This is a genomic window from Pseudophaeobacter profundi (assembly GCF_029697505.1).
Classification (GTDB): Bacteria; Pseudomonadota; Alphaproteobacteria; order Rhodobacterales; family Rhodobacteraceae; genus Pseudophaeobacter; species Pseudophaeobacter profundi.
On sequence record NZ_JARJEF010000019.1, the window covers coordinates 18,829 to 45,578 of the forward strand.

Here is a 26,750-nt window from a genome sequence, read left to right on the forward strand (position 1 = left end):
AGGGGGCGCCAGGACAGTGCATCACTTTATCGACAGACGTGCCAACCCAAAGGGCAAAAGCCATGGCAACCGGCAGCGGTTCTTGCGTCGGGCCCGTGAGAACATCAAAGACCGGGTGGACAGATCAGTGCGCGATAAATCCGTCCAGGATGGCAAGGCCGTGCCGGTGGATGGCGAACAGGTGACAATCCCCGCGCGGGGGCTGCAAGAGCCACGTTTCTTCCATGGTTCCAAGGGGGGGAACCGGCGCCATGTGCTGCCGGGCAACAAAGAATTTGTTGTTGGCGATACCCTGCCCAAACCAAATGGCGGCGCGGGGCAAAATGGGCGCCAGGCCTCCGAGGATGGCGAGGGTGAGGATGAGTTCTCCTTTACCCTGACCCAGGATGAATATCTGGAAATCCTGTTTGATGGGCTGGAACTGCCCGACCTGGTTGAAAAATCACTGGTCGAGACAGAGACAATCGGCACGCGCCGGGCCGGGCTGACCACGGTCGGGACGCCCAACAACCTCAACTTGGTGCGCACCATGCGCAATGCGCTGGGCCGCCGCATCGCGCTGCACCGCCCGTCAAGCCGCGCTGAGGAAGAGCTGCAGAGCGAGATTGAAATGCTCGAGGCACTGCCCAATCGCTCTGACGCGCAGGAAGAGCTACTGGCAGAGATGCGCGCCCGGCTGGAGAGCCTGCAGCGCAAGCGCAAGATGGTGGGCTATATCGACCCGATTGATCTGCGGTTTGACACCCATGTACCTGAAAAGATCCGCAAGTCCCGGGCGGTTGTCTTTTGCCTGATGGATGTCTCGGGCTCTATGCAGGACCGTGAAAAAGAATTGGGCAAGCGGTTTTTCCTGCTTTTGCACCTGTTTCTGGCGCGCTGTTATGAACAGACAGAGCTGGTGTTTATCCGCCATACCCACCACGCCCAGGAGGTGGACGAAGAGACCTTCTTTTATGCCCGTGAGACCGGCGGCACCATTGTGTCTACCGCGCTGGACAAGATGCGCGAAATCATCTCCGACCGCTATCCGCCGCAAGAGTGGAATATCTATGGCGCCCAGGTCTCGGACGGAGAGAATTTTGGCAATGATTCCGTGCGCTGCAAAAAACTGTTGCTCGAGGACCTGCTGCCCGTCTGCCAGTATTACGCCTATATGGAGGTGGTTGAAGAAGACGCCGAGGATCTGCTGCAAGATCTGTCCGCCGGGGATGACCTGTGGCAAAATTACCGGGCAGTCAAAGACCAGACCGAGCATTTTGCAATGCAGCGGGTCGCCCATGCGGCACATATCTACCCAATTTTCAGAGAGTTCTTTTTACCACGGCTGAAAGGAGGCCAGAATGCCTGAAGCAAAGTCAGGCTCCAAACTGCTGTTTGAGGGGCCAGAATGGAGCTTTGCGCTGCTGGAAAAGGCCCGCGATGCCATTGAGGAAATCGCGCTGAATGATCTGGGGCTGAACCTCTATCAAAACCAGATCGAAATCATCTCGTCGGAACAGATGCTGGATGCCTATTCCTGCGTCGGGCTGCCGCTGATGTATCAGCATTGGTCTTTCGGTAAGCATTTTGCCCGCGATGAGGCGCTGTATCGCACCGGTCGTCAGGGGCTTGCCTATGAGATCGTGATCAACTCCAACCCCTGCATCAGCTATAATATGGAAGAAAACACCATGGCGATGCAGGTGCTCGTCATGGCGCATGCGGCCTTTGGCCATAACCATTTTTTCAAGAACAACTATCTGTTTCTGCAATGGACAGATGCCGATGGCATTCAGGATTACCTGGCCTTTGCCAAGAACTATATCGCTGCCTGCGAAGAACGCTATGGGATTGATGCTGTTGAGGAAATTCTTGATGCCGGGCATGCCTTGCAAACCCAGGGGGTGTTTCGCTATGGCCGTCCGCCCAAGCCGACCTCGCAAGAGCTGGCGGCGATGCAACGCGTGCGCGATGGCTATGCCGGCAGTCGCAGTCTGCTCGATATCTGGACCGATGCCACCCTGGGGCACGACAGTGCAGAGACACCTAAGGATGCGCCCCAGGCGGCGCGCCGCAAGAACATGAACTTGCCGCAGGAGAACATCCTGTATTTCTTGGAAAAGCACAGCCCCGTCCTGGAACCCTGGCAGCGTGAATTGCTGCGGATCGTGCGAATGCTGGCGCAGTATTTCTATCCGCAGAAGCAAACCAAGGTGATGAATGAGGGCTGCGCCACCTTTGTACACTATTACATCATCAATGAGCTTTTCAGTCAGGGGCGCCTGTCGGAAGGTGCTTATCTGGAGATGATGCACAGCCATACCAATGTGGTGTTGCAGCCTGACTTTGACGATCCGCGCTATAGCGGCATCAACCCCTATGCACTGGGCTTTGCCATGATGATGGATATCCGGCGCATCTGCGAAGAGCCAACAGAAGAAGACCGCGACTGGTTTCCAGATATCGCCGGTCATGACGACTGGCGCCATGTGTTGCGCCACGCCTGGGCCAACTACCGCGACGAAAGCTTTATCCAGCAGTTTCTATCGCCGCATTTGATGCGTAAATTCAAGCTGTTCACCCTTGTGGATGACGCCTCGCAAAAAGATCTGGTGGTCAGCCATATTCACAATCGTGCCGGTTACAAGGCGATGCGCCAGGCCCTGGCGCAGCAATATAATCTGGCCTATCTGGAACCCGATATTCAGGTCACCGATGCGGATCTGAGCGGCGACCGACGCTTGATTTTGACCCATACGGTACGCGATGGCATTCACCTGGATGAGGCCAATAAAGATGAAGTGTTGAAACACCTGCGCCGTCTCTGGGGCTATGAGGTTACGCTGGACGCGGTCGAAACCCTGATTGAGAGTTAAAGCAGCACATCATCCCGGCGGGTAGGTTTTGTGCAGCTCATCAATCACATAAGGGGGCTGATGCGGCTGCGGTCCCGATGCGCTATCGGTGCGCAGGGCGGTCACTGTCAGATGCGGATGATCCGGCGCCAGGTCCGGATGCCGATGGGGGCCGCGTGCCTAGCATCATGCTGGGGCGCTTGATGGACAAGGGTGTTTTCAAATTGGATAAAATATTCTAACTGGTCTTTGCGTGGCCACCCCACTGGCGGTTTTGCCAGTTCGGGGCACCCGATCCTGTGTCCTGCCTATCTTATTCAACATCCGGAGACCCTTGATGACCGCTTCTCTTGCCGAGTACCGCCAGTTGGCCAAATCCATGTCGGTTGATGCACTGGCCCTGGTGCCGGGGCCGAACTTCACCCGCGCGCTTGGGCAAGATTTCATGAGCCACGAACGCCCATTCGTGCTGGTGATCCCCGCAGAAGGCAAGCCTGCGGCCCTGCTGCCCAACCTGGAACTGGGCTCTTGGGGGCAGCTGGGTTTTGATGGTGCGGTTTTTGATTGGCGCGACCAGACCGGCTATCAGACGGCCTTTGCCGATCTTGCGGCGCATCTGCCGATCAAGCGGCTTGCGGTCGAGGGGCAGGTGATGCGGGTGTTTGTCCACCACGCTTTGATGCAGGCCACTCCGGGGCTGGAAATCATCGACGCCGAGCGTGAAATTTCCGGGCTGCGGATGGTCAAGACAGAGACGGATGTCGCGGCGCTGCAACGGGCAATTGATCTTTCAGAAAGCGCCCTGGCGCAGGTGCTGGAAACCGTTCAGGTCGGGCAGAGCGAAAAGCAGATCGAAAGCCGCCTGATCCAGGCCCTGTTCGCTGAAGGCGCCGATGCGCTGTCCTTTCCGCCGATTGTGGTGGCTGGCGATAATGCGGCGCGTCCCCACGGCCATGCCCGCGAGGATTACAAAATCCAGCCCGGTGATGCGCTTCTGTTTGATTTTGGCGGCCGCAAGGACGGATTCTGCGCCGATATCACCCGCACGGTTTTTGTTGCAGAGGTCAGCGAGAAAGGCCGCGCGGTCTATGATACAGTGCTGGCGGCCAATATGGCCGGGCTGGCGGCAACCCGTGCTGGGGTCACTGCGCATCAGATTGACGATGTGGTGACAGGGGTGTTGGAGGCCTCTGATTTTGCAGAGCATATCCGCACCAAAACCGGACACGGATTGGGCCGTGACGTGCATGAGGCCCCTTATATCATGCGGGGCAACCACCAAGTTCTGCCTGCCGGAACCGTCTATACCAACGAGCCGGGGCTATACCTGTCGGGAGAGCTTGGCGTACGCATCGAAGACGACGTCTTGATTACCCAAGAGGGCTGCCAAGTCCTGACCCAGTTCCCCAAGGAACTGTTGGTGGTCGGCGGCTGAACGCCCGGGACCAAGGCTGAACCAACAAAAAAGGCGCAGTCCCGATATGGGCTGCGCCTTTCTGGTTTATCTTCAGGTCTGTGCTGCGATCAGAATTCGACAACCGCGCGAATGGATTTGCCCGCGTGCATCAGCTCAAAGCCTTCGTTGATCTGATCCAGCGTCAGCTTGTGGGTGATCATCGGGTCGATCTCGATCTTGCCATCCATGTACCAATCGACAATCTTAGGCACATCGGTACGTCCCGAAGCGCCGCCAAAGGCGGTGCCGCGCCAGCTGCGCCCTGTGACCAGCTGGAAAGGGCGGGTAGAGATCTCGGCGCCGGCCGGGGCCACCCCGATGATGATGCTTTCGCCCCAGCCCTTGTGCGCCGCTTCCAGTGCGGTGCGCATCACGTTCACATTGCCAGTGGCGTCAAAGGTGTAATCAGCGCCGCCGCCGGTCAGCTCGACCAGATGCGCCACGAGATCGCCGCTCACCTCTGCTGGGTTGACAAAATCGGTCATGCCAAAATGCGTTGCCATCTCGACCTTGCCGGGGTTGAGGTCAACACCGACGATCTGGTCGGCACCGGCCAGCCGCAGCCCCTGGATCACATTCAGGCCAATGCCGCCCAGGCCAAAGACAATCGCGGTCGAACCGATTTCTACTTTGGCAGTATTGATCACCGCGCCGATACCGGTGGTGACACCGCAGCCGATGTAGCAGATCTTGTCAAAGGGGGCGTCCTTGCGCACCTTGGCCAGCGCGATTTCGGGCACCACGGTGTGGTTGGCGAATGTCGAACAGCCCATGTAGTGATGAATGGGCGTGCCATCCAGCATCGAAAACCGGGTAGATCCATCTGGCAGCAGGCCCGCGCCCTGGGTGGTGCGGATCGACTGGCAGAGGTTGGTCTTGGGGTTCAGGCAGTACTCGCATTCGCGGCATTCTGGCGTGTAGAGCGGGATCACGTGATCACCGACTTCCAGGCTGGTGACGCCTTCGCCCACTTCGATCACAATGCCGGCCCCCTCATGGCCCAGAATGGCAGGGAAAATCCCCTCGGGGTCATCGCCGGAGCGGGTGAATTCATCGGTGTGACACAGGCCGGTGGCCTTGATTTCCACCAGCACTTCACCGGCCTTGGGGCCTTCCAGGTTCACTTCCATCACTTCGAGCGGTTTGCCCGGAGCGACAGCAACGGCGGCACGCGTGCGCATCATGTGTTTGATCCTTCGTTTGTATTGTCTGACCCTGCACCCATGGGCGCCAGGATCATTTGGAGCCGTGTTCACCCTGGTTTGTGGCAGCGCGCTGCCGCGCCCGCAAGGATCGCTGCGTCTAGCGTTACATTCGCCAAACTCAACAGGCAAGGGTGGGGCGAGCCTAACTTTCTTCGGCAGGCAGGCAGATCCCAAATGCGACCAATAATGCTGAATTTTGGTCAAGAAGGCCTTGACCTTCCCTTGACTGGAAGCCCCATATGAGGGGCAGATGATCAAAACCTCTGGATTGACGAGAATGGCATATCAGAAAATTTCACTGCAAATATCAGGGCTTACCTGTGGAGGCTGCGTTGGTCGAGCCGAGGCAGCCCTGCGCGGGGTCGAGGGCATCAAGGCGGCCTCGGTCAATCTGGCAACGGGTAAGGCGCAGGTTGAGGCCGCCGCCGGTCTACCGATGGCGGATATTGTTGCGGCGCTGAATCGTGCCGGCTACCCGGCAGAGGTCTCGCATCTGAGCCTGGACATCGCCGGGCTCAGCTGTGCCTCTTGTGTTGGCCGTGCCGAGGCCGCCTTGCAGGCGGTGCCAGGGGTGATCCTGGCGCAGGTCAATCTGGCAAACGAACGGGCAGAGGTAGACTATCTGTCAGGCATGGTCAGCGCCGCGCAGTTGAGCGAGGCAAGCGCCAATGCGGGCTATCCGGCGCATCGGCGCGCTGATGTAGACATCCAGGACCAAGAGGCCCAGGTGCAGCAGCGCAAGGCGGATGAACAGCTGCGTCTGCAACGTCAGTTGCTGATTGCTGGCATCCTTACTCTGCCGGTCTTTGTGATCGAGATGGGCGGCCATATGGTGCCGGGTCTGCACCACTGGGTGATGGCCAATATCGGCCAGTTCAACAGTTATTTAATGCAGTTCGTGCTGGCCACGGCGGTATTGGCGGGGCCGGGGCGACAGTTTTACAGCCTCGGGATTCCGGCCCTGTTGCGCGGTGCGCCGGATATGAATGCGCTGGTGGCGCTGGGCACGGCGGCGGCCTATGGGTTTTCGGTCATTTCCACCTTTTCCCCCGGCCTGCTGCCCGCAGGGACAGCGCATGTCTACTATGAGGCCGCCTGTGTGATCGTGGTGCTGATCCTTACCGGTCGCCTGCTAGAGGCACGCGCCAAGGGGCGCACCGGAGCGGCCATTCGCAAGCTTGTCAGCCTGCAGCCCAAAACTGCCGAGGTCATGCGCGGCGATCAACTGGTGGAAACCCCGGTTGACGACATCGTGGCGGGCGACGTGATCCGGGTGCGGCCCGGCGGGCGGATCGCGGTGGATGGGGAGGTCATATCCGGCCAGTCCTATGTCGATGAAAGCATGCTCAGTGGTGAACCTGTTCCCGTTGAAAAAACCGCAGGGGCTGTTGTCTCGGCCGGGACGGTGAACGGCGCGGCGGCGCTAGACTACCGCGCCACCCATATTGGCCGGGATACTGCCCTGGCACAGATCATCCAGATGGTAGAGCAGGCACAGGGGGCCAAGCTGCCGGTGCAGGGGCTGGTGGATCGCATCACCCTGTGGTTTGTGCCTGCCGTGATACTGGTGGCTGCGCTGACAGTGCTGGCCTGGATGTTGCTTGGGCCGGCGCCGGCCTTGCCGCTGGCGCTGGTTGCCGGGGTCTCGGTGCTGATCATTGCCTGCCCCTGTGCCATGGGGCTGGCAACGCCCACCTCCATCATGGTTGGCATTGGCCGTGCAGCGCAGCTTGGGGTGCTGTTTCGCAAGGGCGATGCGTTGCAACGGCTGCAATCGGTGCAGGTGGTGGCGCTGGACAAGACGGGCACCCTGACCAAAGGCCATCCCGCGCTGACACAGTTTGCCGCCAGCGACGGCTTTGGGCGTGATGCGGTGATGCGCCTTGTCGGTGCCGCCGAGGCGCAGTCGGAACATCCCATCGCCCGCGCCCTGGTTGCCGCTGCCGGCAGTGACCTACCCCAGGCCGAAGCGGTCGAGGCAATTCCGGGCTATGGCCTGCGCGCCAAGGTCGAAGGGCGGCAGGTTTTGGTCGGCACCGCCCGTCTGATGCAGCGCGAAGGCATTGAGGCTGCGGCGCTTGTGGCGGCGGCGGCCCCCTGGGCTAAGGCAGGTGAGACACCTTTCTATGTCGCCATCGACGGCACCGCCGCCGCCGCGCTGGCGGTTGCCGACCCGATCAAGCCCGGCAGCCCCGAGGCGATCCTGGCCTTGCAGGCGCAGGGGGTGAAGGTGGCGATGATCACTGGCGACGCCGAGGCCACGGCCCAGGCTATTGCGGCCCGCCTGAACATTGATCTGGTGCGCGCCGAATGCCTGCCCGGCGACAAGGTCACCGCCCTGGAGGCGCTGCAGGCAGAATATGGCACCCTGGCCTTTGTCGGGGATGGGTTGAACGATGCCCCCGCGCTGGCTGCAGCAGATGTGGGGCTTGCCATCGGCACTGGCACCGATGTGGCGATCGAGGCCGCAGATGTGGTGCTGGTCTCGGGGGATCTGCGCGGTGTGGTGAACGCGATGACGGTGAGCCGTGCCACCCTGCGCAATATTCGTCAGAACCTGGCTTGGGCCTTTGGCTACAACATTTTGCTGGTGCCGGTAGCGGCCGGGGTGCTTTATCCCTTTGGCGGCTGGCTGCTGTCACCTGGCCTTGCGGCGGGGGCCATGGCGCTGTCCAGCGTCTTTGTGCTGACCAATGCGCTGCGCTTGCATCGGCTGAAATCCAGCTTAGATGAAGAGGCAGGGCAGCCCGGCGTGGGTGATGCCACGTCTCGCCCGGCGCAACAGGCTGCGACAACAGGAGGTCAGCATGAATATCGGTGACGTTTCAACCCGTTCGGGCCTGCCGGCCAAGACCATTCGCTATTATGAAGACATCGGTCTGATCAAGCCGCACCGCAGTGAGAATGGTTATCGATGCTTTGTCGAGGCAGACCTGCATAAGCTGGCCTTTCTGGGGCGGGCTCGGGCGCTGGGCTTCACCATCGAAGAATGCCGCCTGTTGATGGCGCTCTATGAAGATGAGAGCCGTGCCAGCGGTGACGTCAAGCAGTTGGCGTTGGAACATCTGCGCAAGATCGAAACCAAGATCGCCGATTTGCAGGCGATGCGGGAAACCCTGACCGAACTGGTCCAGTGCTGCGCCGGCGACAACCGCCCGGATTGTCCAATCCTGAAAGATCTGGCAGGCCAGACAGACCTACCCGAACAGGGGGTAAAGGCCTAGGCGCTCCCATTGGTGCAGATATGCGTGCAGTGGTCGCACATGAAGAAACAGGCAGGCCCGTTCGGGACCTGCCTGTTTTATTCCGAGTGCTCGGAATTAGGCGGGGCGCAGCCCCAGAATGTCACGGGCTTGCTGCCAGCTGGCGACGGGGCGTTCGTACTTGTCGCAAAGCTCTGCCGCGCGCTGCACCAGCGCGGCATTCGACGGTGCCAGGGTTTCGCGGTTCAGGCGCAGGTTATCTTCCAGCCCGGTGCGGGTATGACCACCCGCCGCGATGGCCCATTCATTGATCTGGATCTGGCCGGGGCCGATGCCAGCGCCGCACCACTGGGCATCGGGTGCTAGGCGTTCTACTGTTTTTATATAAAAATCAAAGGTTTCTTTGTCGACCGGCATCGCATTTTTCACGCCCATGACAAACTGAACATAGAGATTGCCATTGATCCGCCCGTCAGCGTTCATCTTCACGGCCTGGTGAATGTGGGACAGATCAAAGGCTTCGATCTCGGGTTTGACGTCATAGTTGCGCATCTCACTGGCCAGCCAGTCCACCAGCTCTGGCGGGTTTTCATAGACGCGGGTGGGGAAGTTGTTGGATCCGACCGAAAGCGAGGCCATATCGGGGCGCAGCGACAGCATGCCACCACGTTCCTGGCCCGCGCCCGAGCGCCCACCGGTTGAAAGTTGCACGATCATGCCGGGGCAGTGCTTGTTAAGCCCTTCCAGCAGCAGGCCAAATTTCTCGGGGTCCGAGGTTGGACTTTGGTCGTCGTTACGCACATGGCAATGGGCAATGGAGGCCCCGGCCTCAAAAGCTTCCTGGGTGCTTTCGATCTGTTCCGCAATGGTCACGGGCACTGCCGGGTTGTGTTCCTTGCGCGGAACGGACCCGGTGATGGCAACGCAGATGATACAGGGCTTGCCCTGGGGGGAGGTGGTCATGCTTGCTCTCTCCGTTAGATATCAAAAAAGACGGTTTCGTCATCGCCCTGCAGGCAGATGTCAAAACGGTATACGACCTGGCCGTTGCGCTCGCTGCGTTTTGCGACCAGGGTTTTGCGGCGTTTTTCCCACTCAACCAGATTGATCACCGGGTCGGCGGCGTTTGCCTCGGCCTCGTCGTCGAAATATAGCCGGGTGTTGAGCCCGACATTGATGCCGCGCGCCACGATCCACAGGTTGATATGCGGGGCCATCATCTGGCCATTGCGCCCCATCAGCGCGCCGGGTTTCACGGTGTCAAATGCCCATTCACCGGTTTCAAAATCGGTGATGACACGTCCCCAGCCGCGAAAGCCTGTCTCGACCGTTTCGTGCCCGGCATGTTCTGGGTGCGGGTAAATGCCATCGGCATTGGCCTGCCAAACCTCTAGCAGCACATCCTTGACGGGCGAGCCGATGCCATCAATGACCAGACCTTCCACCCGGATACGTTCGCCCTTGGCATTGGGGCCGGCGATGTCCTGGCCCAATTCCTGGTCGTAGATTTCAAATCCGGCGGCACCCGGGGCCAGGCCGATATGCACATATGGACCGGCAGTTTGCGATGGGGTCTCTTTCAGGTAATCGCTTTGCTGTGGCATCAGTTCCCCTCCAGGCGGTTTTCAAACAGGGTCGAGCGGCGGCCGCGCAGCACGATGTCGAATTTATAGGCGATGGTATCCAGCGGAATGGTGGCATTCATATCCAGCCGCGCAATCAATTGATCAATGGCCGCCGGATCGGGGATGGTAGCCACAATCGGGCAGGTCTTGATCAGCGGATCGCCTTCAAAATAGAGCTGGGTAATCAGGCGCTGGGCAAAGCCAGAACCAAAGATCGAGACATGGATATGCGCGGGGCGCCAGTCATTGACCCAGTTGCGCCAGGGATAGGCTCCGGGTTTTACGGTGCGAAAATAATAGTAGCCGTTCTCATCCGTCATGGTCCGGCCACAGCCGCCAAAATTGGGGTCAATCGCGCCCAGATAGGCGTCCTTTTTGTGGCGATAGCGGCCACTGGCATTGGCCTGCCAGATCTCGACTAGGGTATTGGGAACGGGGCGGGCGTTTTCATCCAGCACCCGGCCATGCACGATGATGCGTTCGCCAATCGGGCTCTGGTCGGGCTGGGCGTAGTTGGACAGCAGATCATTGTCGATCGGCGTGATATCCGAATGGCCAAAGCGCGGCCCGGTGATTTCGCTGGCGGTGTTTTCCAGGCTGATCAGCGCCAGCTTGGGGGAACGTGCCACCGAGGTTTTATAATCCGTGGCATAGGCGGGCGGGTGCCAGCGCCGGTCGCGTTGGTAGAACTCACCCTGTTTTTGGGGGGCTTTGGTCATGTTGGGGTCTCCTCCTCAGGGCTTTGGGCGGCGGCTTCAGCCTCCATTTCCGCATAGGTCTGTTTCGCCAGTTTCAGGGCATGGTTGGCGCGGGGGACACCCGCATAGATCGCCACATGCTGAAAGGCCTCGATCACATCGGTGCGGCTGGCCCCGGTGCGGGCGGTAGCACGAATGTGCATGGGGATTTCATCAAAATTCCCCAGCGCCGCCAAGAGTGCCAGTGTCAGCATGGAACGTTCGCGTTGGGCAATGCCTTGCGAGGCCCAGACAGTGCCCCAGGCGCTCTCGGTGATGAGCGCCTGAAAGGCGGTGTCCATCTCCGTTTTGGCGGCCTCGGCGCGATCCACATGGGCCGTGCCCAGAACTGCGCGGCGGGTGGCCATGCCCTGATCATATCGTGTGCTGCTCATTTGCGGTCTCATCTGCTGTTGCGGGGCTACGGCAGTATCGCATATCAAAAATGAACGGTATAATGCGAAAATTAGCATGGTTGCATTCCGAGGGTGATATGCGTCTTTCTTCTCAGCTTAAACTGCGCCACCTGGAAGTCTTTGTCGAAGTGGCCCGCCAGGCCAGCGTGACCCAGGCGGCAGAGGCCCTGGGCCTGACCCAGCCCGCTGTGACCCGTGCCCTGCGTGAGCTGGAGGCGGTCTGCGGCAAGCCGCTGGTGGAGCGGCACGGGCGCGGCATTCGCTTGTCGCCCTATGGCGACATGTTTCGCCATCACGCTGGGCGCAGCCTGGCACTGGCCCGCGATGGGGTCGCCATGTTGCAGGGATTAGAGGCGGCAGAGGGGGCGCGGCTGTCCATCGGGGCGCTGCCCACGGCCTGTGCCAGCCTGGTGCCGGACGCCCTGGCACAGCTGGGGGCGGGCAGCGGGCGAAGCCGGTTTTCGGTTGCAACTGGTGACAATCACACGCTGCTGGATCAGCTACGCCGGGGGGATCTGGATCTGGTGGTGGGTCGTTTGCCGGCACCTGACCGTATGATGGGTATTGATTTCGAACCTTTGTTTCACGAACCCGTGGCGGTGGTGGTGGCTGCAGGTCACCCGCTGGCTGGCCGGGCGCAGCTGCCGCCGGGGGCCTTGCAGACGCATCCGGTTTTGATGCCGCCGCCGGGGGCGATCATTCGCTCGCTGGTGGACCATATGTTTCTGGAACAGGGGTTGCTGATGCCGCAGGCCCCCATCGAGACGGTCTCACCCAGCTTTGGCCGCCGCTTTGTACTGGAACACGGGGCCATCTGGATCATCAGCCAGGGGGTGGTGCGCAGTGATCTGGCCGCCGGGGTGATGCAAGAGCTGCCGATTGATACCGCCAGCACCCAGGGGCCGGTGGGCCTGTGTATTCGCAGCGAGCATCAACTGTCGGGTCTGGGGGCGCAGTTTTGCGCCAGTTTGCGGCGGTTGTGTTCTGGGTTGGCGCAGCCACAGACAGGGATCTGAGCCGAGATCTGAGCCGGGACCTGACCCTAGGCGCGCAGGCTGGCCAGGGCCATGCTGCTGACATCGCGGGCAATGGTGTCAATGAATTGCTGTGAGGCACCGCGTTCGGGGCGGAACCAAAACACCGGAGAATTGAGGATCAGCAATAACCCGGCCACCGCCACTGTCAGGTTGCGCGGTTCAAAGCTGCCCTCGCGGATCCCACGGGCCAGCTCGTTGCGAAACAGCATCTCATATTGGCGTTGCCCGCAGCGCAGCTTTTCTTGCAGGTCGCGCTCGACCTCGCTTACGGCTTTGGGGCTTGTCCCGGCATAGGTGTGCAGGATGACCTTGTGATAGGGCAACGAGTTCAACACCTCGTAGACGTGACACCGTGCCATCTGTTCCAGCAGGGTTGCGGCAGGCAGGCTTGGGTCGATCACCTGTGCCACTGCACGATGGGTGAAGCGCGCCGCCCGCAGCTGCACCGCCGCAAGCAGGGCACCTTTTGACGGGAAGTGGTGATAGATCCGCCCCTTGGTCGATCCCAGCTGGGCTGCAATATCATCCACCGAGGCCCGGTCGGTGCCCAGCGTCATGAAACATTGGGCAGCTGCATCCAGAATCTCGCTCTTGGAGGTGCTGATCTGTTCTAACATGGCCTCTGCCTGCCGTTCGGGGTGGGACACTGCTGGAATACAGCTCTGCCTAGGCGGGGCTTTATCAGACCCGCTTGGCGAGAGGCAATCCCGGCAGTGGTGCTAAAATACCATAGCCCAGGCGGACGGGCCAGGGGGCGGATATGCGTAGCCAGAAGCCACTCCGCGCCCTGGCGAAGCAGTGCCAAAGACCTGATAGAAACGATCACCTATAGGCGCGGCCAGAGGGTGCTTGGCAGGCCAGTTTGAGAATCAGCCTAAGGGGTGTCTGGCATCAAAAATAGGCGGTTTTTCAGCATTTGACGCAGGGTCTCGCCGATTGACAGGTGAAAAACATACTCAGTAGTCTGTTTTTAGACGCTTGGGATTCCGCGGCTTGAGGAGGCAGCGCGCAAACCCACAAAAGAAGGCGCTAAGGCCCGGATATGACCGGGCGAGGAACCGTTCTTTAGGAACGGGGGGAGGAAAATTTGGAAGTATTGCAGCTCTTGGTCAGTGGGCTTGCGAATGGCTGTGTCTACGGCCTGATCGCGCTTGGATTCGTGCTGATCTACAAAGCCACCGAAGCGGTGAATTTCGCCCAGGGTGATTTCATGATGATCGGGGCCTTTGTCAGCCTTGGTCTGACCAATGCGGAATATATGGATCTGCCGTTCTGGATTGCCGCGCCGCTGGCGATTTCGATCATGGCGGTTTTTGGCTACCTGCTGGACCTGTTTGTCCTGCGCCATCTCTTTGGCCAGAGCCAGACGGCGGTGGTTATCCTGACAATTGCCATGGGCTTCGTGTTGCGTTTTGTTGCCGGGTTGATCTGGGGGCATGAGCCGCAGACGCTGGAAAGCCCGCTGGCGCTGGGGGATTTGCAACTTGGCGGTGTGGTGCTGGGCATGGCGGATGTGGCCATTATTATCGTCACCTTCCTGATGACCTTTTTCCTGTATCAGTTCTTTCAGCGTACCAAGCTGGGCTTGGCGATGCAGGCTGCAAGTCAGAATCAGATGGCGGCCTATTTCATGGGCATCCCGGTGAAACGGGTGCAGGGGCTGGTCTGGGGGCTGTCCGGCGCCACGGCTGCGGTTGCGGGCATTCTGTTTGCTTCCAAGGGGGCGATTGATCCCAATGCCGGGCTTTTGGGGATCAAGGCCTTTGCCGCGGCAGTGATTGGCGGCTTTGGCTCGCTTCCCGGTGCCCTGGCCGGTGGTCTTATCGTCGGGGTCATTGAACCCTTTGCTGCACGCTATCTTGCTGCAGGATATTCACAAATTGCGCCCTATGCGCTGTTGCTGGCCGTGCTGGTCTTCAGGCCTCATGGTCTGTTCAGTCAGGTCCGCGTGAAGAAGGTGTAAGCCAATGCGGATTCATTTCAAAACATCCTATGCGCATGATATCCGACTGTTTCCTGATCGCTGGACCCTATCGATTTATGGCTCACTGCTGGTGCTGGCCTTTGCGCTGCCCTACCTGCTGGACGAGTTCTTTCTGGGCGAGGTCACCAATGTGTTGATATGGGCCATCGCAGGCCTGGGGCTGATGCTGCTTACGGGGCAGACCGGACAGGCCAGCCTGGGTCACGCAGCCTTTCTGGCAATCGGCTGCTACGCCAATACCATCCTGATCGAGCAGGGCGTGCCCTTCATTATTGCCTTTCCGCTGGCGGGGATCCTAACCGGGCTGATCGGCGTGATCATTGCTATTCCGGTACTGCGGTTGCACGGGATCTATCTGGCAATTGCCACCATTGCCTTGTCGGTTCTGGCTGATGACATTATCGTGCTGACCGAACATTGGAGCGGCGGTGTTTCTGGCAAGTTCCCGGAAATGATCACCATCTTTGGCTTTGAGATCGAGCGCTGGTCGATGCCATCACGGTTCTACTACCTTGTTCTGGTTGTCACCATCATCTGCACCCTGTTTTACCGCAACTTGCTGCGCTCCCCCCTGGGGCGTGCCTTTGCTGCGGTGCGTGACAGCGAGGTTTCGGCCACGGCCATGGGGGTGCATATCGCCCGTACCAAGGGCAAGGCCTTTGGCCTGTCTTGCATGATCACCGGCTGGGCCGGCGCCTTGATGGGCTATTACGCGGGCACCTTCAACAACGAGACCTTCAGCCTGGTGATTTCCATCACCCTGTTGATGATGATCGTGATTGGCGGGCTTGGCTCTATCCACGGGGCGTTCTTTGGCGCCGTGGTTGTCGCCTTTCTGCCGCAGGCGCTGTCGATCCTGAAGGACAACGTTGTGGGCAGTGGTGTCGCCATTCCTGGGCTGGAAACCGGTGTATTTGGGATGATCCTGATCCTGTTCATCCTGTTTGAACCGATGGGGATCTACGGGCGGTGGCTGAAAATCCGCACCTGGTTTGAGCTGTTCCCATTTGCGCGCAAGGACATGTTCCGCCGCCAGAAATCCTACCTGAAGACGGAGCGCCTGAGATGAGCCTATTGGAAATCAAAAATGCCACGCTCAAGTTTGGCGGTGTGGTTGCGGTCAATGATCTCAGCTTCTCTGTTGAAGAGGGGGAAGTTTACGCCATCGTCGGGCCAAACGGGGCGGGGAAATCCACAGCCTTTAACCTGATTTCGCGCTTTTATGAGCCTTTTGCCGGAACATTCACCTTTGACGGCAACAACCTGCTCGACCGCGAGGCCGATCAGGTGGCTGACCTGGGAATTGCCCGGACCTTTCAGAATATCGAGCTGTTTGAACATGCCACCGTGTTGCAAAACCTGCTGGTCGGGCGGCACCGCCATCGCAAGACCACGCTGCTGGAAGAGATGTTTTTTACGCCGCGTGTCCGCCGCGAAGAAGAGCGCCACCGTGAGGCGGTTGAGGAGGTGATCGATTTTCTCGATCTGCAGCCTTACCGGAACAAGATGATCGCCGGGCTGCCCTATGGGGTGCGCAAGGTGGTTGAGCTGGGGCGTGCGCTTGCCTCAAAACCGCGCCTGCTTTTGCTGGATGAGCCCGCTTCGGGCCTGTCAGTCGAGGAAACCCAGGATATGCGCTGGTGGATTGATGATATCCGCAAACAGATGGGGATCACCGTTTTGATGGTGGAACATGACATGGGGCTGGTCTCTGGGGTGTCTGACAGGGTGCTGGCCCTGGCGGATGGCGCCAAACTGGCCGAGGGCACACCGGCAGAGGTCCAGGCCAATCCGGCGGTCATCGAGGCCTATCTGGGTGCGGGGGCTGTGTGATGAGTGAACCTTTGCTGGAAATCAAAAACCTCGAGAGTTTTTATGGCCCCATCATGGCCATTCGCGGCGTTTCGCTGAAAGTGGACAAGGGCCAGATCGTCACTGTTTTAGGGGCCAATGGCGCGGGAAAATCGACGCTGTTGAAAACCATCTCGGGCATCATGGATCCCGAAAAGGGGCAGGTGCTGTTCAACGGCAAACCCATTCAGGGCCAGGAACCGCATCGCATCGTCGAACATGGCATCGTGCATGTGCCAGAAGGGCGTGAGGTTTTTCCACTGCTTACCGTGGATGAAAACCTGAGCCTGGGCGCCTATACCCGTTCTGACAAGGCCGAGATAGAGCGCGATCGTGAGATGGTCTTTGAGTATTTCCCGATCCTCGCGGAACGGCGCAACCAGGAGGCAGGCACGCTGTCGGGCGGTCAGCAGCAGATGTTGGCCATTGGACGCGGGCTGATGCTACGGCCGCAGATCATGCTGCTGGATGAGCCGAGCCTGGGGCTGTCGCCGCTGTTGGTGCAGGAAATCTTTGCCATCCTGCGCCGTCTGAATGCCGAAGCACATGTGACCATGATGCTGGTGGAACAAAACGCGCGTATTGCGCTGGATCTGGCGGACGTGGGCTATGTGATGGAAATCGGCCGGATCGTGATGGATGGATCGGCGGACCGGTTGATGGAAAGCGAGGACATCAAATCCTTCTACCTTGGCCACCAAGAAGAGGGCCAGCGCGGTGAAAAGCGCTGGAAACGCAAGAAGACATGGCGCTAGGAGGCGGAGAGATGAATATGCAAGTCGTCAAACAGACCGGACCTGCCCAGATTGAAATCAATGGCGTCTCTTACAACGCGGAACCGGGGCAACGCCCGGTTCTGGTGGATGGCTGCGATACGGTGCCAAAACTGTTCCAGGCCCGCTGCATGGCGCTGCAAGAGCGCACGGCCCACCGTGAAAAAGACATGGGGATCTGGAAATCCTATTCCTGGTCCACCTATTGGCAGCAGGCGAAATGGATTGGCCTTGGGCTGGTCTCTCTGGGGCTGAAACGCGGCGAAGTGGTGTCGATCCTTAGCGAAGATCGCCGTGAATGGCTGTATACCGACATGGGGGTGCAGGGGGTCGGCGGCATTGCCTCGGGCGTCTATACCACCGATTCCGCATCGCAGCTGTCCTATCTGGTCAATGACAGCGAAAGCCGGTTCCTGTTTGTCGAAAATGACGAACAGTTGGATAAATACCTCGAAGTTGCCGCAGAGATGCCCAGCCTGCTCAAGGTGATCATCTATGATCGCGACGGTCTGCATGGTCTGGACCGGGATAAATGCCTGTTTCTCGAAGATCTCTGCGCATTGGGGCAGGCCTATGAAGCCCAGCATCCAGGTGCCTTTGAGGCAGGAATTGCCGAATCCAAACCCGAAGACACGGCCATGTTGATCTATACCTCTGGCACCACGGGCATGCCCAAGGGCGCGATGCTGGGGCATGAAAACGTACTGGCCTCGATGGAATCTGGCGCGCGCGGCCTGGCTGTGAACCCGGATGATGAACAGCTGTGTTTTTTGCCGCTGTGCCATATTCTGGAGCGCAATGTCTCGGTCTATTTTCCGCTTGCGGCCTCTAGCACCGTGAATTTTGCTGAAAGCCCAGAGACGGTTTTTGACAATATGCAAGAGGTCTCTCCCGCGACGTTTTTTGCGGTGCCACGGGTCTGGGAAAAGATCTATTCCCGCGTTCTGGTTATGGCGCAAGAGGCAACGCCGATGGGGCGCTGGGCGTTCCAGCGCGCCATCAAGGCAGGGCAGGCGCGGGCCAAATATGTGATGTATGGCAAACAACCCCCGGCTGGGGTGGCGGCGCGCTATGCCTTTTGGGATTTCATGGTGCTGCGCAACCTGCGCCGGATGCTGGGCATGGACCGGATGCGGCGGGGCGGCACAGGGGCGGCACCAATCTCGCCCGAGTTGCTGAACTGGTACTGGTCGATTGGGGTGCCGCTGATCGAAGGTTACGGCATGACCGAAAACGCCGGCATTGCCACCATCAACACGCTGGAGAAAAACCTCCCCGGCACCGTTGGCTGCGCCCTGCCGGGGATTGAGCTGCGGATCGCCGAGGATGGTGAAATTCAGACCCTTGGGTTGAACAATTTTCAGGGCTACTGGCGCAATAACGAAAAGACCGCCGAAACCTTCACTGCCGACGGCTGGTTACGCACGGGCGATGTTGGCCGGATTGATGATGCGGGTTACCTGACCATCACCGGCCGGATCAAGGATATCATCATCACGGCGGGCGGTAAGAACATCACCCCGGCCGAAATCGAGAGCCGGTTGAAGTTCAGCCACTATATTTCGGATGCGGTTGTGATCGGGGACAAGCGCAAATACCTGACCTGTCTGATCATGATCGATCAGGAAAACGTTGAAAAATTTGCCCAAGACCGGAAGATACCCTTTAGTGACTTTGCGTCGCTCTGTGCCGCCCCTGAAGTGGTGCAGCAGATCGGCCAAGAGGTGGAGGCGGTCAATCGGGATTTTGCCCGAGTGGAACAGATCAAGGATTTCCGCCTGATCAATGTTCTGTTGACCGCAGAGGATGACGAGCTGACGGCGACAATGAAATTGAAACGCAGTTTTGTGGAGAAGAAGCATAAGGCACTGATCGACGACATGTATTGACGGTGCGAAGCAAACGCGCCGCGAATCAATCCAGGGAGGAAATGGAAATGAAGACACTAACATCCAAAGTGATGGCGGGGACCTTGATGGCGGGCGCTCTGGCGCTTGGCGCGGGCTCTGCTGTGCAGGCCGAAAGCCAGGGCGTCAGCGACAGCGAGGTGGTGTTCGGCTCGGTCAATGACCTCAGCGGCATCTTTGCGGCGGTCGGGGTTCCCGCCACCAATGGTGCCAATATGCGCTTTGCCGAGGTCAATGCCGCAGGCGGTGTGCATGGGCGCCAGATCCGCTTTGTGGTTGAAGACAACGGCTATCAGATCCCGCGCGCGATGCAGGGTTACAACAAGCTTTTGAACCGCGACAAGGTCTTTGGCATGTTGCTGTCGTTGGGCACGCCAATGAATACTGCCGGTTTTAAATTGCTGGACCCAAAGGGTATTCCCAACATCGGCCCCCTGTCTTCGGCGCGTCAGATGCTGCAGGATCCAGTCGAAAACAAGTTCATCGGCTTTTCCAGCTACTATGATCAGGTGGATGCCGGGGTGACCTATCTGGCTGGCGAATTCGACGCCAAGGAAATCTGTTCGATGTATATTCCATCGGATTTTGGCAAGGAAATTCAGGAAAGCGCCAAGGCCACGACTGAAAAGCTGGGCCTGAACTATGCTGCTGAAACCAGCCATAAACCGGATGAACTGGATTTTGTCGGCTCGCTGACCAAGCTGAAGGCCGCGGGCTGTGACGTCATTGCCATGGCGCTGGGTGTGCGTCAGGGTATCACTGTTGTTGGCACCGCCAAAAAGCTGGGCTGGACCGACGTCAAATTCCTCAACACATCTGCGGGGTTCCTGGATGTTGTCGCCGCCGTGCCTGGTGGCGTGACAGAGGGGCTCTATGCTGCGGCTGGCTGGGTTGACCTGATCGCGCGCGCAGAAGACGAGGCCCCTGCCAAGTTCATCGCGGATTATGATGCGATGTTTGGCCAGCCAGCAAGCGGCTTTGCCATGCTTGGCTATTCGGCTGCGGATACCGTGGTGCGCGCGCTGGAAGCGGCAGGTCCCGATCTGACGCAGGAAGCCTTTATCAAGGGTATGGAAACGCTCGAGTATTTCGACGAGCTGACCGATACTGAGATCTCCTACAGTACCGATGATCACCGTGGTGCTGATGACATCGTGATTTCGGTTGTCGAAGGCGGCAAGTGGAAAGAGCTGAGCCGCCAGTAAGGCGCGTACCAGTCGGCGGTTCCCCGCGCTAGATTGCGGGGCTGACAAAAGACAAGGCCCGGTTTGCCACAGGCACGCCGGGCTTTTTTATGTGCTATTGCGCAGCAGGTTCGGCTTGGGCGTGTTGATGTTGCGTTGAATTAAGATGCAATCTCATATAAATTCGCATGTAAGAATGTATTTTAACGTTGGAAGGCGCGGAAAACCAAATGGGAAAAGATATGACAGTGAACCGGCGCGACGTCATGACTGGTTTGGCGACGGGTTTGGCCACGGGGCTCCTGTTGCCCGCGCAGGGTTGGGCAACAGCAGGGGCAGCGGATCTTACCATTGGGGACATGCAGGTGCAGACCCTGTCGGATGGCCATCTGGTGCTGCCGCGTGCGATGCTGTTTGCCGGGCTGGAACCCGCCGCAGTGGACCAGATCCTGCAGGCCAAGGGGATCGGGGCAGGTCCCATTGAGCCGCCGATCAATGTCACCCTGCTGCGGGATGCCAACCGGGTGGTGCTGTTTGATACCGGGGCTGGCCCCAGTTTCCAGGCGTCTGCCGGGCGTCTGCTCGCGGCGCTGGAAACCGCAGGTCTGTCCCCCGAAGAGGTGACCCATGTTGTCTTTACCCATTGCCACCCGGATCATCTTTGGGGGGTGCTGGATGATTTTGACGATCCATTGTTTTCCAATGCCGAATATCTGATGGGCAGGGTTGAATGGGATTATTGGTTTGACCCCAATACTGCGTCGACCATTTCCGAGGAGCGGGCCTCAATGGCGGTAGGGGCGCGCCGCCGGATGCAGATCGTGGCAGAACGCTCCACCCGGTTTGAAGATGGCCAAGAGATCTTGCCAGGTATCGAAGCCCAGGCCAGCTATGGCCACACACCTGGGCATATGTGCTTCGCTCTGCGCTCATCAGGAGAGAGCCTGCTGATTGGAGGGGATGCCATCGGCAACCACCACGTCAGCTTTGCTGAACCGGGCTGGCCCATCGGCACCGATCAAGACACAGAGCAGGCGGCAAAGTCGCGTTTAAGGCTGTTGGATATGCTAGCACATGACCAAATGCGCTTGATTGGAGCCCATCTGCCGCAGGGTGGTATTGGCCGGGTTGAACTGCTGGGCAGCGGCTTTCAATTCATTCCCGATGCGGTGAATTGATTGGGCTATCACCGGATGTTCCTGGGGGATCTGTTGTCTCTGACCTGTATATCTAAATGAATTAATTAATTTAGTGTTTTGACCCTGATTTTTGCCTTTTCTCTTTAATTTTCTGGCGAATTGGGGTGAGGCATTTTTCCCAGAAAAATGGGATGTAGCAGCAGGCAGCGGCAGTATTTCTGGCCGTCGATTTACCAAAGGCGGGCGTGGGAACAGCCGCGTTCACAGGCCTTTGGTCGAAACTTGCGCGACTGTGTCTCGAGACTGCGCCTGCTTGCATGCAGAAAAAGGTCAACCATAGCGCCATATTTCATGAGGGAATCATGCCACTTTGCATGGGGGACAGGGCGGCAACGGTGTCATTCGACTCACCTGGTCGCAATACGCACGTGTCGTTTTTTGATTGAAAGGGCTGTTTGGCGCAGAAAACACCTCATCAAAGTGAATTTTTTCCAATAGTGGGAGGGACTGACGTAGGTCATTGAATATGCATAATTTAGCATCATCGATTGCACTGTTACGTGTTCCCGTTTTGGTCTGAGAACGTCTCTCTCAATTCATTTGATGGTGATTACTATTTACAATTTAAGGGAGAATTGCTGTACTTTAATTATACTTTAGTGTTGTCTGGTGGGTGTTTCATGAGTGTTTTGCTGCGTGTCGGTCAATTTGGTGCCTTTAGTGTCGCTCTGGGCGACGGAACACCAATCCCTTTGGGTGCTAAACATCAGGCACTTCTGGCTTTGCTCTGTACTGCGGATACCGGGGTACGCACCCGGGCCTTTCTGGAGCAAGCCCTGTGGAGTCTGGCGCAGCCAGAGCAGGCCAAGGCCAGCCTGCGCACCGCTTTGTCGACACCGCGCCGCCATCTCGGCGCAGAGGCCGCAGCCCTGCTTAGCGCGAACCGCGAAAGGGTTATCCTGGATTTGAATGGTGTTGCCTTTGAGGATGGCACTGGCGATGCCGAATTCATGGAGGGATTTGAACTGCCCCATGAGGCGAATTTTGCCCGCTGGTTGCAGCAGATCCGGCATGATACGCTGCGCAGCCAGGCGCGCCGGGGCCAGGTGCCGCTGCAGGAACGGCGCCTGCGGCCCGAACCACTGTTGCCGCTGATCGCTGTCTTGCCCTTTGTGCAATTGGCACCTGGAGAGGACACCTCGCCGCTGGGCTCTCTCATAGCAGAGGAATTGTCGCGCAGTCTGGCGCGCAGCCAGGCCTTTACCGTGACCTCTTATCTGGCCTCGCGGCAGTTTGATGCGACCCGGGTGCGCCCCTCTGAGGTCTCTGCCGTTGCCGGAGTGAAATATTTGGTATCGGGGTCGGTGCGGGCCAATGGCCAAGTGGTGGCCGCCGAGATCGAATTGCATGACGCAGAGCGTGAGCAGGTGATCTGGTCGCGCCATTTTGAGGGCCCCTTGCCGGATTTGATGACGGGCCGCAGCGAGGCACTCTGCGAGGCGACGCGGCAGATTGGCCAGACGCTGATCGGGGAGGCCGTGCGCATTGCGGGGTTCAAGCCGCTTCCCAGTCTGGAAGGGCATATGCTTTTGATGGCGGCAATCTCGATGATGCAAGAAATGACGCCGGAACGTTTCAGCCGCGCGCGTGAGGTGCTGAAGGTTCTGCTGGAGCGTGACCCAAAACACCCGCTGGTTCTGACCTGGATTGGGTTCTGGCATGTGTTGCGGGTGCAAAAAGGCTTCTCCAGCGACCGTCAAATGGATGCGGGGCTTGCCAATCAATTCGCCGGTGCTGCCCTGGAATCCGATCCTTCTTTTTCGCTCGCCCATACCTTGAAAGGCGCGATTTCCAGCCATCTTCTGTTTGATTTTGAGCAGGCACAAGAATCCTACGATCTGGCCCTGAAGGATAACCCGAACGAGGCACTGGCGATTTTGCTGAAAGGTGCCACCTGGGCCTATCAGGGGCACCCGATTGAGGCGGTGGAACTGACCGATGCGGCGCGCCGCCTATCGCCACTTGGGCCGCAGAAGTATTATTTCGACTCGGTATCGGCATTTGCCAATCTTTCGGCGCATAACTACGACCGCGCGCTGGCTTTGGCTGATCGTTCGTTGCAGGCCAATGCGGCCTATCCCGCCAGCCTGCGTACCAAGGTGATTGCGTTGCAACTGGCCGGTCGATCTGGCGAGGCGCGCGCCGCAGTGCAAAACCTCTTGGCGGCCTCTCCCAGTTTTAACCTGACGCAGTATAGTAGTGAACACCCCGGTGCGGCTGCGCAGGGGGGGGGGACGCCTGGGCAGATGCGCTCAAACAAGCGGGCGTTCCGGCCTGATCTTTCGCGACCTCTTGTGATCGTCGCCGCGGCGCAGTCTCGATGCGGGGCAGGGGACCGGGTGAAATCCCCATCTTGGCCCTGTCTTTCCGGCTGTCGCCCTGTATTCTGCGCCCAATCCTGCAAATAGCGGATTGCCTGTCGCTGCGACCTGCGGTCCGCTTTTGAACCGGGCAGACAAGACAAAACACAAGGAAATTACCACTATGAAAGCTATCACCTACCGCGCCTTTGGGCCCGCCGCCGAGGTTTTGCAGTTGGAAGAACTGCCCACCCCGAGCCCTGATCACGGCGAGGTTCTGGTCGAGGTTTCCTTTACCGGGGTGAACCCTTCGGATGTGAAAACCCGCACGCGTGGTCAGCCCGGTCTCACTGGCTTTCCCTGGGAATATATCATTCCACATAGTGACGGTTCCGGGGTGATCTCGGCTGTGGGCGACGGTGTGCCTAGCAGTCGTATCGGAGAGCGCGTCTGGATCTGGAACGGCCAGTTCCGCCGCGCCTGTGGCACTGCGGCGCAACAAATCACCCTGCCAGCCGCGCAGGCCGTGCCGCTGCCCGATAATGTCAGCTTGGAAGCAGGCGCAGTGCTTGGCATTCCGGGGCTGACCGCCTGTCACGCAGTTTTTGGTCAGGGCGATGTCACGGGTAAAACAGTGCTGGTACAGGGCGGGGCGGGGACCGTAGGTATTCTGGCCGTCCAGCTTGCCAAATGGGGCGGCGCACGGGTCATTGCGACCTGTGGTGCCCAGGGCAGCGACCGCGCGCGGCGCGCGGGCGCCGATACGGTGCTGGACTACCGCGCCGAGGACCTCGGGGATCAGGTTCTGACTGCAAATGATGGCAACCCCGTCGATTTGATTGTCGAAGTCGAGCTCGGCTGCAACATCGACACGGATGCCCAGGTGATCGCAGAAAACGGCCGCATCGCCGCCTATGGATCGGCCCGCGAGATGTCGCCCAAGCTGCCCTTCATGCCGCTGCTCTTCAAGGCTGTGACGGTGGATATCATTTTGGTTTACCTGCTGAGCACAGTTGAACGCGACAGGGCGATCCGACGTCTCAATGATGCGCTAGAGGCCGAGGCGCTGAAGTTTGATATCCAAAAGGTCTACGATATTTCAGAGGTTTGCGCTGCACATCAGGCGGTAGAGGCTGGCGCGCGCGAGGGCGCTGTCCTGATCCGCCTCAACGATAGCTAGGGCGTTTACGCCTGTTTTCGGGGGGCGAATGAGGGTGGGGAGAAAAAGTTTTGTTTTTTTCTTCAAATCCCCTTGCGCCCCCCCCAAACTCGCACTAGAACGCCGCTCACTGATGGGGTGTGGCCAAGTGGTAAGGCAACAGTTTTTGGTACTGAAGATCGTAGGTTCGAATCCTACCACCCCAGCCAGTAACACTTTTTCTTTATAATTCAGTGGGATAGGTGAGGCTCGTAAGCCGCCGGTGTTACAGTTCGGTGTGTGTCGCACGGGTCACAGTTTATTGGGGCGCTATGAGCATTCTAGGCACCCAATACACCCGGTGTTTGAGCTCCCCTGTTTTGCCACCGTATCTCCTGGGATTTTTCGCCTGAGTGACTTGCTGTGACGCCCGCCTTTTTGACGATGAATGTGGTCAGTGCGTTCGAAAATCATTGTAGGGCGTTCCCAAGGCAACCGCGCAGTATATTTCTAACAATGCTTGCCGTGTTCCATCGGTTTCTTCTACGAACCGGTAGTTCATATTGCGAATTCGACTTTTAGCTTCAGCGAAGGCCCGAATGAAGCCGGGATCCTTGGCTAGTTCCTTGCGCCCACCTTTTTGTTTGTAGCTGGCAGTAAGCATCCCAGTCGCTTCTCTTGCCAGCAGAAATGCGAAGCTGGCCTGGTTATGGTCGGCACTTGGACGTGTATGCAGGCCATAGCGGCGGCGCATGTTGCGGGATCTTCCGACGTAGAGATGCTGCTCGCCGTCACTGAACAGATACACTCCGGACGCGGGCATCCCGCGTGGCAGTTGCCCAGCAGAGCACGGGGGCATTTCCAATAACCTTTCAAATGAGGGGTGAAGGCTCTCTATCGTTGTGGCAAATTTTGCGTCCATTGATGGCGTCCTTAGGGTTGTGAAGGCGATGGCCGGAGGGCATTGAGCTCTACACTAGGATTTTCTGATCATATCTTTTCAGCTGGCCACAACCATAGCAAGCGTGGCGGCAGTGGACTAATCCTGTAAGCATGTGTGGCAAGCTGCCCGGTCATAATGCCACCGGAGGGCCGTTTGTGCTTGAGTTCGGGCCGCCCCCTCAAGATACTGTTGAAATATCGCGAAAATTCTCCTGGCAGGATGCTTGAATGACCCCCGTTACCCAATCTGAAATCAACAAAGCCGCATGGGGAGCCTGTGACACTTTCCGAGGCGTCGTCGACCCCTCGATCTATAAGGATTACGTGCTGACCCTGCTGTTCCTGAAGTATCTCAGCGATGTCTGGCAGGATCATCTCACCCGCTACCAGGCCGAGCATCCCGATGCCCCGGAACTGGTTGACGCGATGATGCAGCAAGAAGCCTTCGTGCTGCCCCAGGGTGCCAGCTTCTCCAACCTGCACAAACGTCGCCATGAACCCGGCAATGGGGAGCGGATCGACAAGGCCCTGCATGCCATCGAAGAGGCCAACATCACCAAACTGCGCGATGTGTTCCAGGATATCAGCTTCAACTCCAATAAACTGGGCGATGAGGAGCAGAAGAACGACATCCTTCGCCACCTGCTGGAAGACTTCGCCAAACCGGCGCTCGACCTGCGGCCCACCCGTGTGGGGCAGCTGGATATCATCGGCGGCGCCTATGAATATCTGATCTCCCGGTTTGCGGCCACGGCGGGTAAAAAGGCCGGCGAATTCTACACCCCGGCAGAGGTGTCCTCGCTGATGGCGCGACTGGTCGATCCACAAGAAGGCGATGATTGTTGATTGTCACTGAGAACTGACCCGGTATGCCGATAAATTGTCACTGAGAATTGACCCATGTGAACACACTGCCCCGACGGTTTTCGTTGGGGGGATTGGGAGTGATAGACATGGGA

At 58.7% G+C, this 26,750-nt stretch carries 23 protein-coding genes and 1 tRNA gene; 17 read left to right on the top strand and 7 right to left on the bottom strand.

Annotation, left to right across the window (positions count from 1 at the left end; translation table 11 throughout):
* The first annotated feature begins 16 nt into the window (after positions 1-16).
* From P2081_RS19155 to P2081_RS19165, 3 genes are all read left to right on the top strand, one after another.
* Complete coding sequence (locus P2081_RS19155) at positions 17-1,348, top strand: YeaH/YhbH family protein (protein ID WP_278924402.1); 1,332 nt, start codon at positions 17-19, stop codon at positions 1,346-1,348.
* A complete protein-coding gene (locus P2081_RS19160) occupies positions 1,341-2,855 on the top strand; it encodes a SpoVR family protein (RefSeq protein ID WP_278924403.1) in 1,515 nt (504 codons plus the stop codon). The genes P2081_RS19155 and P2081_RS19160 overlap by 8 nt, the downstream gene beginning before the upstream one ends.
* 316 nt (positions 2,856-3,171) lie before the next feature.
* Positions 3,172-4,269 (top strand): M24 family metallopeptidase, encoded by a 1,098-nt coding sequence (locus P2081_RS19165; protein ID WP_278924404.1) that lies wholly within the window; start codon positions 3,172-3,174, stop codon positions 4,267-4,269.
* Between the two features lie 89 nt (positions 4,270-4,358).
* Here P2081_RS19165 and P2081_RS19170 read toward each other — a convergent pair whose 3' ends face one another.
* Entirely contained in the window at positions 4,359-5,471 is a 1,113-nt protein-coding gene (locus P2081_RS19170) for an S-(hydroxymethyl)glutathione dehydrogenase/class III alcohol dehydrogenase (protein WP_232405706.1), read from the bottom strand.
* Positions 5,472-5,772: 301 nt separating this feature from the next.
* Here P2081_RS19170 and P2081_RS19175 point away from each other — a divergent pair, with 301 nt between their 5' ends.
* On the top strand, positions 5,773-8,316 hold the full coding sequence (locus tag P2081_RS19175) for a heavy metal translocating P-type ATPase (RefSeq protein ID WP_278924405.1): 2,544 nt from the start codon (positions 5,773-5,775) through the stop codon (positions 8,314-8,316).
* Positions 8,303-8,719 (top strand): Cu(I)-responsive transcriptional regulator, encoded by a 417-nt coding sequence (cueR, locus tag P2081_RS19180; RefSeq protein ID WP_278924406.1) that lies wholly within the window; start codon positions 8,303-8,305, stop codon positions 8,717-8,719. The genes P2081_RS19175 and cueR overlap by 14 nt, the downstream gene beginning before the upstream one ends.
* A gap of 96 nt (positions 8,720-8,815) precedes the next feature.
* Here cueR and P2081_RS19185 read toward each other — a convergent pair whose 3' ends face one another.
* Genes P2081_RS19185 through pcaC form a run of 4 tightly spaced genes read right to left on the bottom strand, consistent with a single transcriptional unit; the run spans position 8,816 to position 11,455 of the window.
* The gene (locus P2081_RS19185; RefSeq protein WP_278924407.1) at positions 8,816-9,661 is read right to left on the bottom strand and encodes a 3-oxoadipate:acetyl-CoA acetyltransferase; all 846 of its coding nucleotides are present in this window, start codon (positions 9,659-9,661) and stop codon (positions 8,816-8,818) included.
* A gap of 14 nt (positions 9,662-9,675) precedes the next feature.
* Positions 9,676-10,302: a protocatechuate 3,4-dioxygenase subunit alpha gene (gene pcaG / locus P2081_RS19190; RefSeq protein ID WP_278924408.1), complete on the bottom strand. Its 627-nt coding sequence runs from the start codon at positions 10,300-10,302 to the stop codon at positions 9,676-9,678.
* The gene (gene pcaH, locus P2081_RS19195) at positions 10,302-11,042 is read right to left on the bottom strand and encodes a protocatechuate 3,4-dioxygenase subunit beta (protein WP_278924409.1); all 741 of its coding nucleotides are present in this window, start codon (positions 11,040-11,042) and stop codon (positions 10,302-10,304) included. The genes pcaG and pcaH overlap by 1 nt, the downstream gene beginning before the upstream one ends.
* Positions 11,039-11,455, bottom strand: a complete 417-nt coding sequence (gene pcaC, locus P2081_RS19200) for a 4-carboxymuconolactone decarboxylase (RefSeq protein ID WP_278924410.1) — start codon at positions 11,453-11,455, stop codon at positions 11,039-11,041. Before pcaC ends, pcaH begins: the two co-directional genes overlap by 4 nt.
* Before the next feature lie 62 nt (positions 11,456-11,517).
* Here pcaC and pcaQ point away from each other — a divergent pair, with 62 nt between their 5' ends.
* Complete coding sequence (gene pcaQ / locus P2081_RS19205; RefSeq protein ID WP_313790363.1) at positions 11,518-12,492, top strand: pca operon transcription factor PcaQ; 975 nt, start codon at positions 11,518-11,520, stop codon at positions 12,490-12,492.
* Between the two features lie 26 nt (positions 12,493-12,518).
* Here pcaQ and P2081_RS19210 read toward each other — a convergent pair whose 3' ends face one another.
* Complete coding sequence (locus tag P2081_RS19210; protein WP_278924411.1) at positions 12,519-13,130, bottom strand: TetR/AcrR family transcriptional regulator; 612 nt, start codon at positions 13,128-13,130, stop codon at positions 12,519-12,521.
* Between the two features lie 470 nt (positions 13,131-13,600).
* Here P2081_RS19210 and P2081_RS19215 point away from each other — a divergent pair, with 470 nt between their 5' ends.
* The 10 genes from P2081_RS19215 (at position 13,601) to P2081_RS19260 (ending at position 25,079) form a co-directional block, all read left to right on the top strand.
* On the top strand, positions 13,601-14,476 hold the full coding sequence (locus tag P2081_RS19215; RefSeq protein ID WP_278924412.1) for a branched-chain amino acid ABC transporter permease: 876 nt from the start codon (positions 13,601-13,603) through the stop codon (positions 14,474-14,476).
* Positions 14,477-14,480: 4 nt separating this feature from the next.
* Complete coding sequence (locus P2081_RS19220; RefSeq protein ID WP_278924413.1) at positions 14,481-15,566, top strand: branched-chain amino acid ABC transporter permease; 1,086 nt, start codon at positions 14,481-14,483, stop codon at positions 15,564-15,566.
* Positions 15,563-16,330, top strand: a complete 768-nt coding sequence (locus P2081_RS19225; RefSeq protein ID WP_278924414.1) for an ABC transporter ATP-binding protein — start codon at positions 15,563-15,565, stop codon at positions 16,328-16,330. The genes P2081_RS19220 and P2081_RS19225 overlap by 4 nt, the downstream gene beginning before the upstream one ends.
* Positions 16,330-17,103, top strand: coding sequence for an ABC transporter ATP-binding protein (locus tag P2081_RS19230; RefSeq protein WP_278924415.1), 774 nt, complete (start codon positions 16,330-16,332; stop codon positions 17,101-17,103). The genes P2081_RS19225 and P2081_RS19230 overlap by 1 nt, the downstream gene beginning before the upstream one ends.
* Before the next feature lie 11 nt (positions 17,104-17,114).
* Complete coding sequence (locus P2081_RS19235) at positions 17,115-19,010, top strand: AMP-dependent synthetase/ligase (protein ID WP_278924416.1); 1,896 nt, start codon at positions 17,115-17,117, stop codon at positions 19,008-19,010.
* Between the two features lie 47 nt (positions 19,011-19,057).
* Positions 19,058-20,233: an ABC transporter substrate-binding protein gene (locus tag P2081_RS19240; RefSeq protein WP_278924417.1), complete on the top strand. Its 1,176-nt coding sequence runs from the start codon at positions 19,058-19,060 to the stop codon at positions 20,231-20,233.
* A gap of 209 nt (positions 20,234-20,442) precedes the next feature.
* Complete coding sequence (locus tag P2081_RS19245) at positions 20,443-21,390, top strand: MBL fold metallo-hydrolase (RefSeq protein ID WP_278924418.1); 948 nt, start codon at positions 20,443-20,445, stop codon at positions 21,388-21,390.
* Positions 21,391-22,031: 641 nt separating this feature from the next.
* Positions 22,032-23,819, top strand: a complete 1,788-nt coding sequence (locus P2081_RS19250; RefSeq protein ID WP_313790364.1) for a transcriptional regulator — start codon at positions 22,032-22,034, stop codon at positions 23,817-23,819.
* 76 nt (positions 23,820-23,895) lie between these two features.
* Complete coding sequence (locus P2081_RS19255) at positions 23,896-24,891, top strand: NADPH:quinone reductase (RefSeq protein WP_278924419.1); 996 nt, start codon at positions 23,896-23,898, stop codon at positions 24,889-24,891.
* A gap of 113 nt (positions 24,892-25,004) precedes the next feature.
* A tRNA-Gln gene (locus tag P2081_RS19260) sits at positions 25,005-25,079 on the top strand.
* 224 nt (positions 25,080-25,303) lie between these two features.
* Here P2081_RS19260 and P2081_RS19265 read toward each other — a convergent pair.
* Complete coding sequence (locus P2081_RS19265; RefSeq protein WP_278924420.1) at positions 25,304-25,771, bottom strand: GIY-YIG nuclease family protein; 468 nt, start codon at positions 25,769-25,771, stop codon at positions 25,304-25,306.
* Between the two features lie 248 nt (positions 25,772-26,019).
* On the opposite strand from P2081_RS19265, the gene P2081_RS19270 reads away from it, so the two are divergent.
* A complete protein-coding gene (locus P2081_RS19270; protein ID WP_278924421.1) occupies positions 26,020-26,637 on the top strand; it encodes a type I restriction-modification system subunit M N-terminal domain-containing protein in 618 nt (205 codons plus the stop codon).
* Positions 26,638-26,750: the final 113 nt, after the last annotated feature.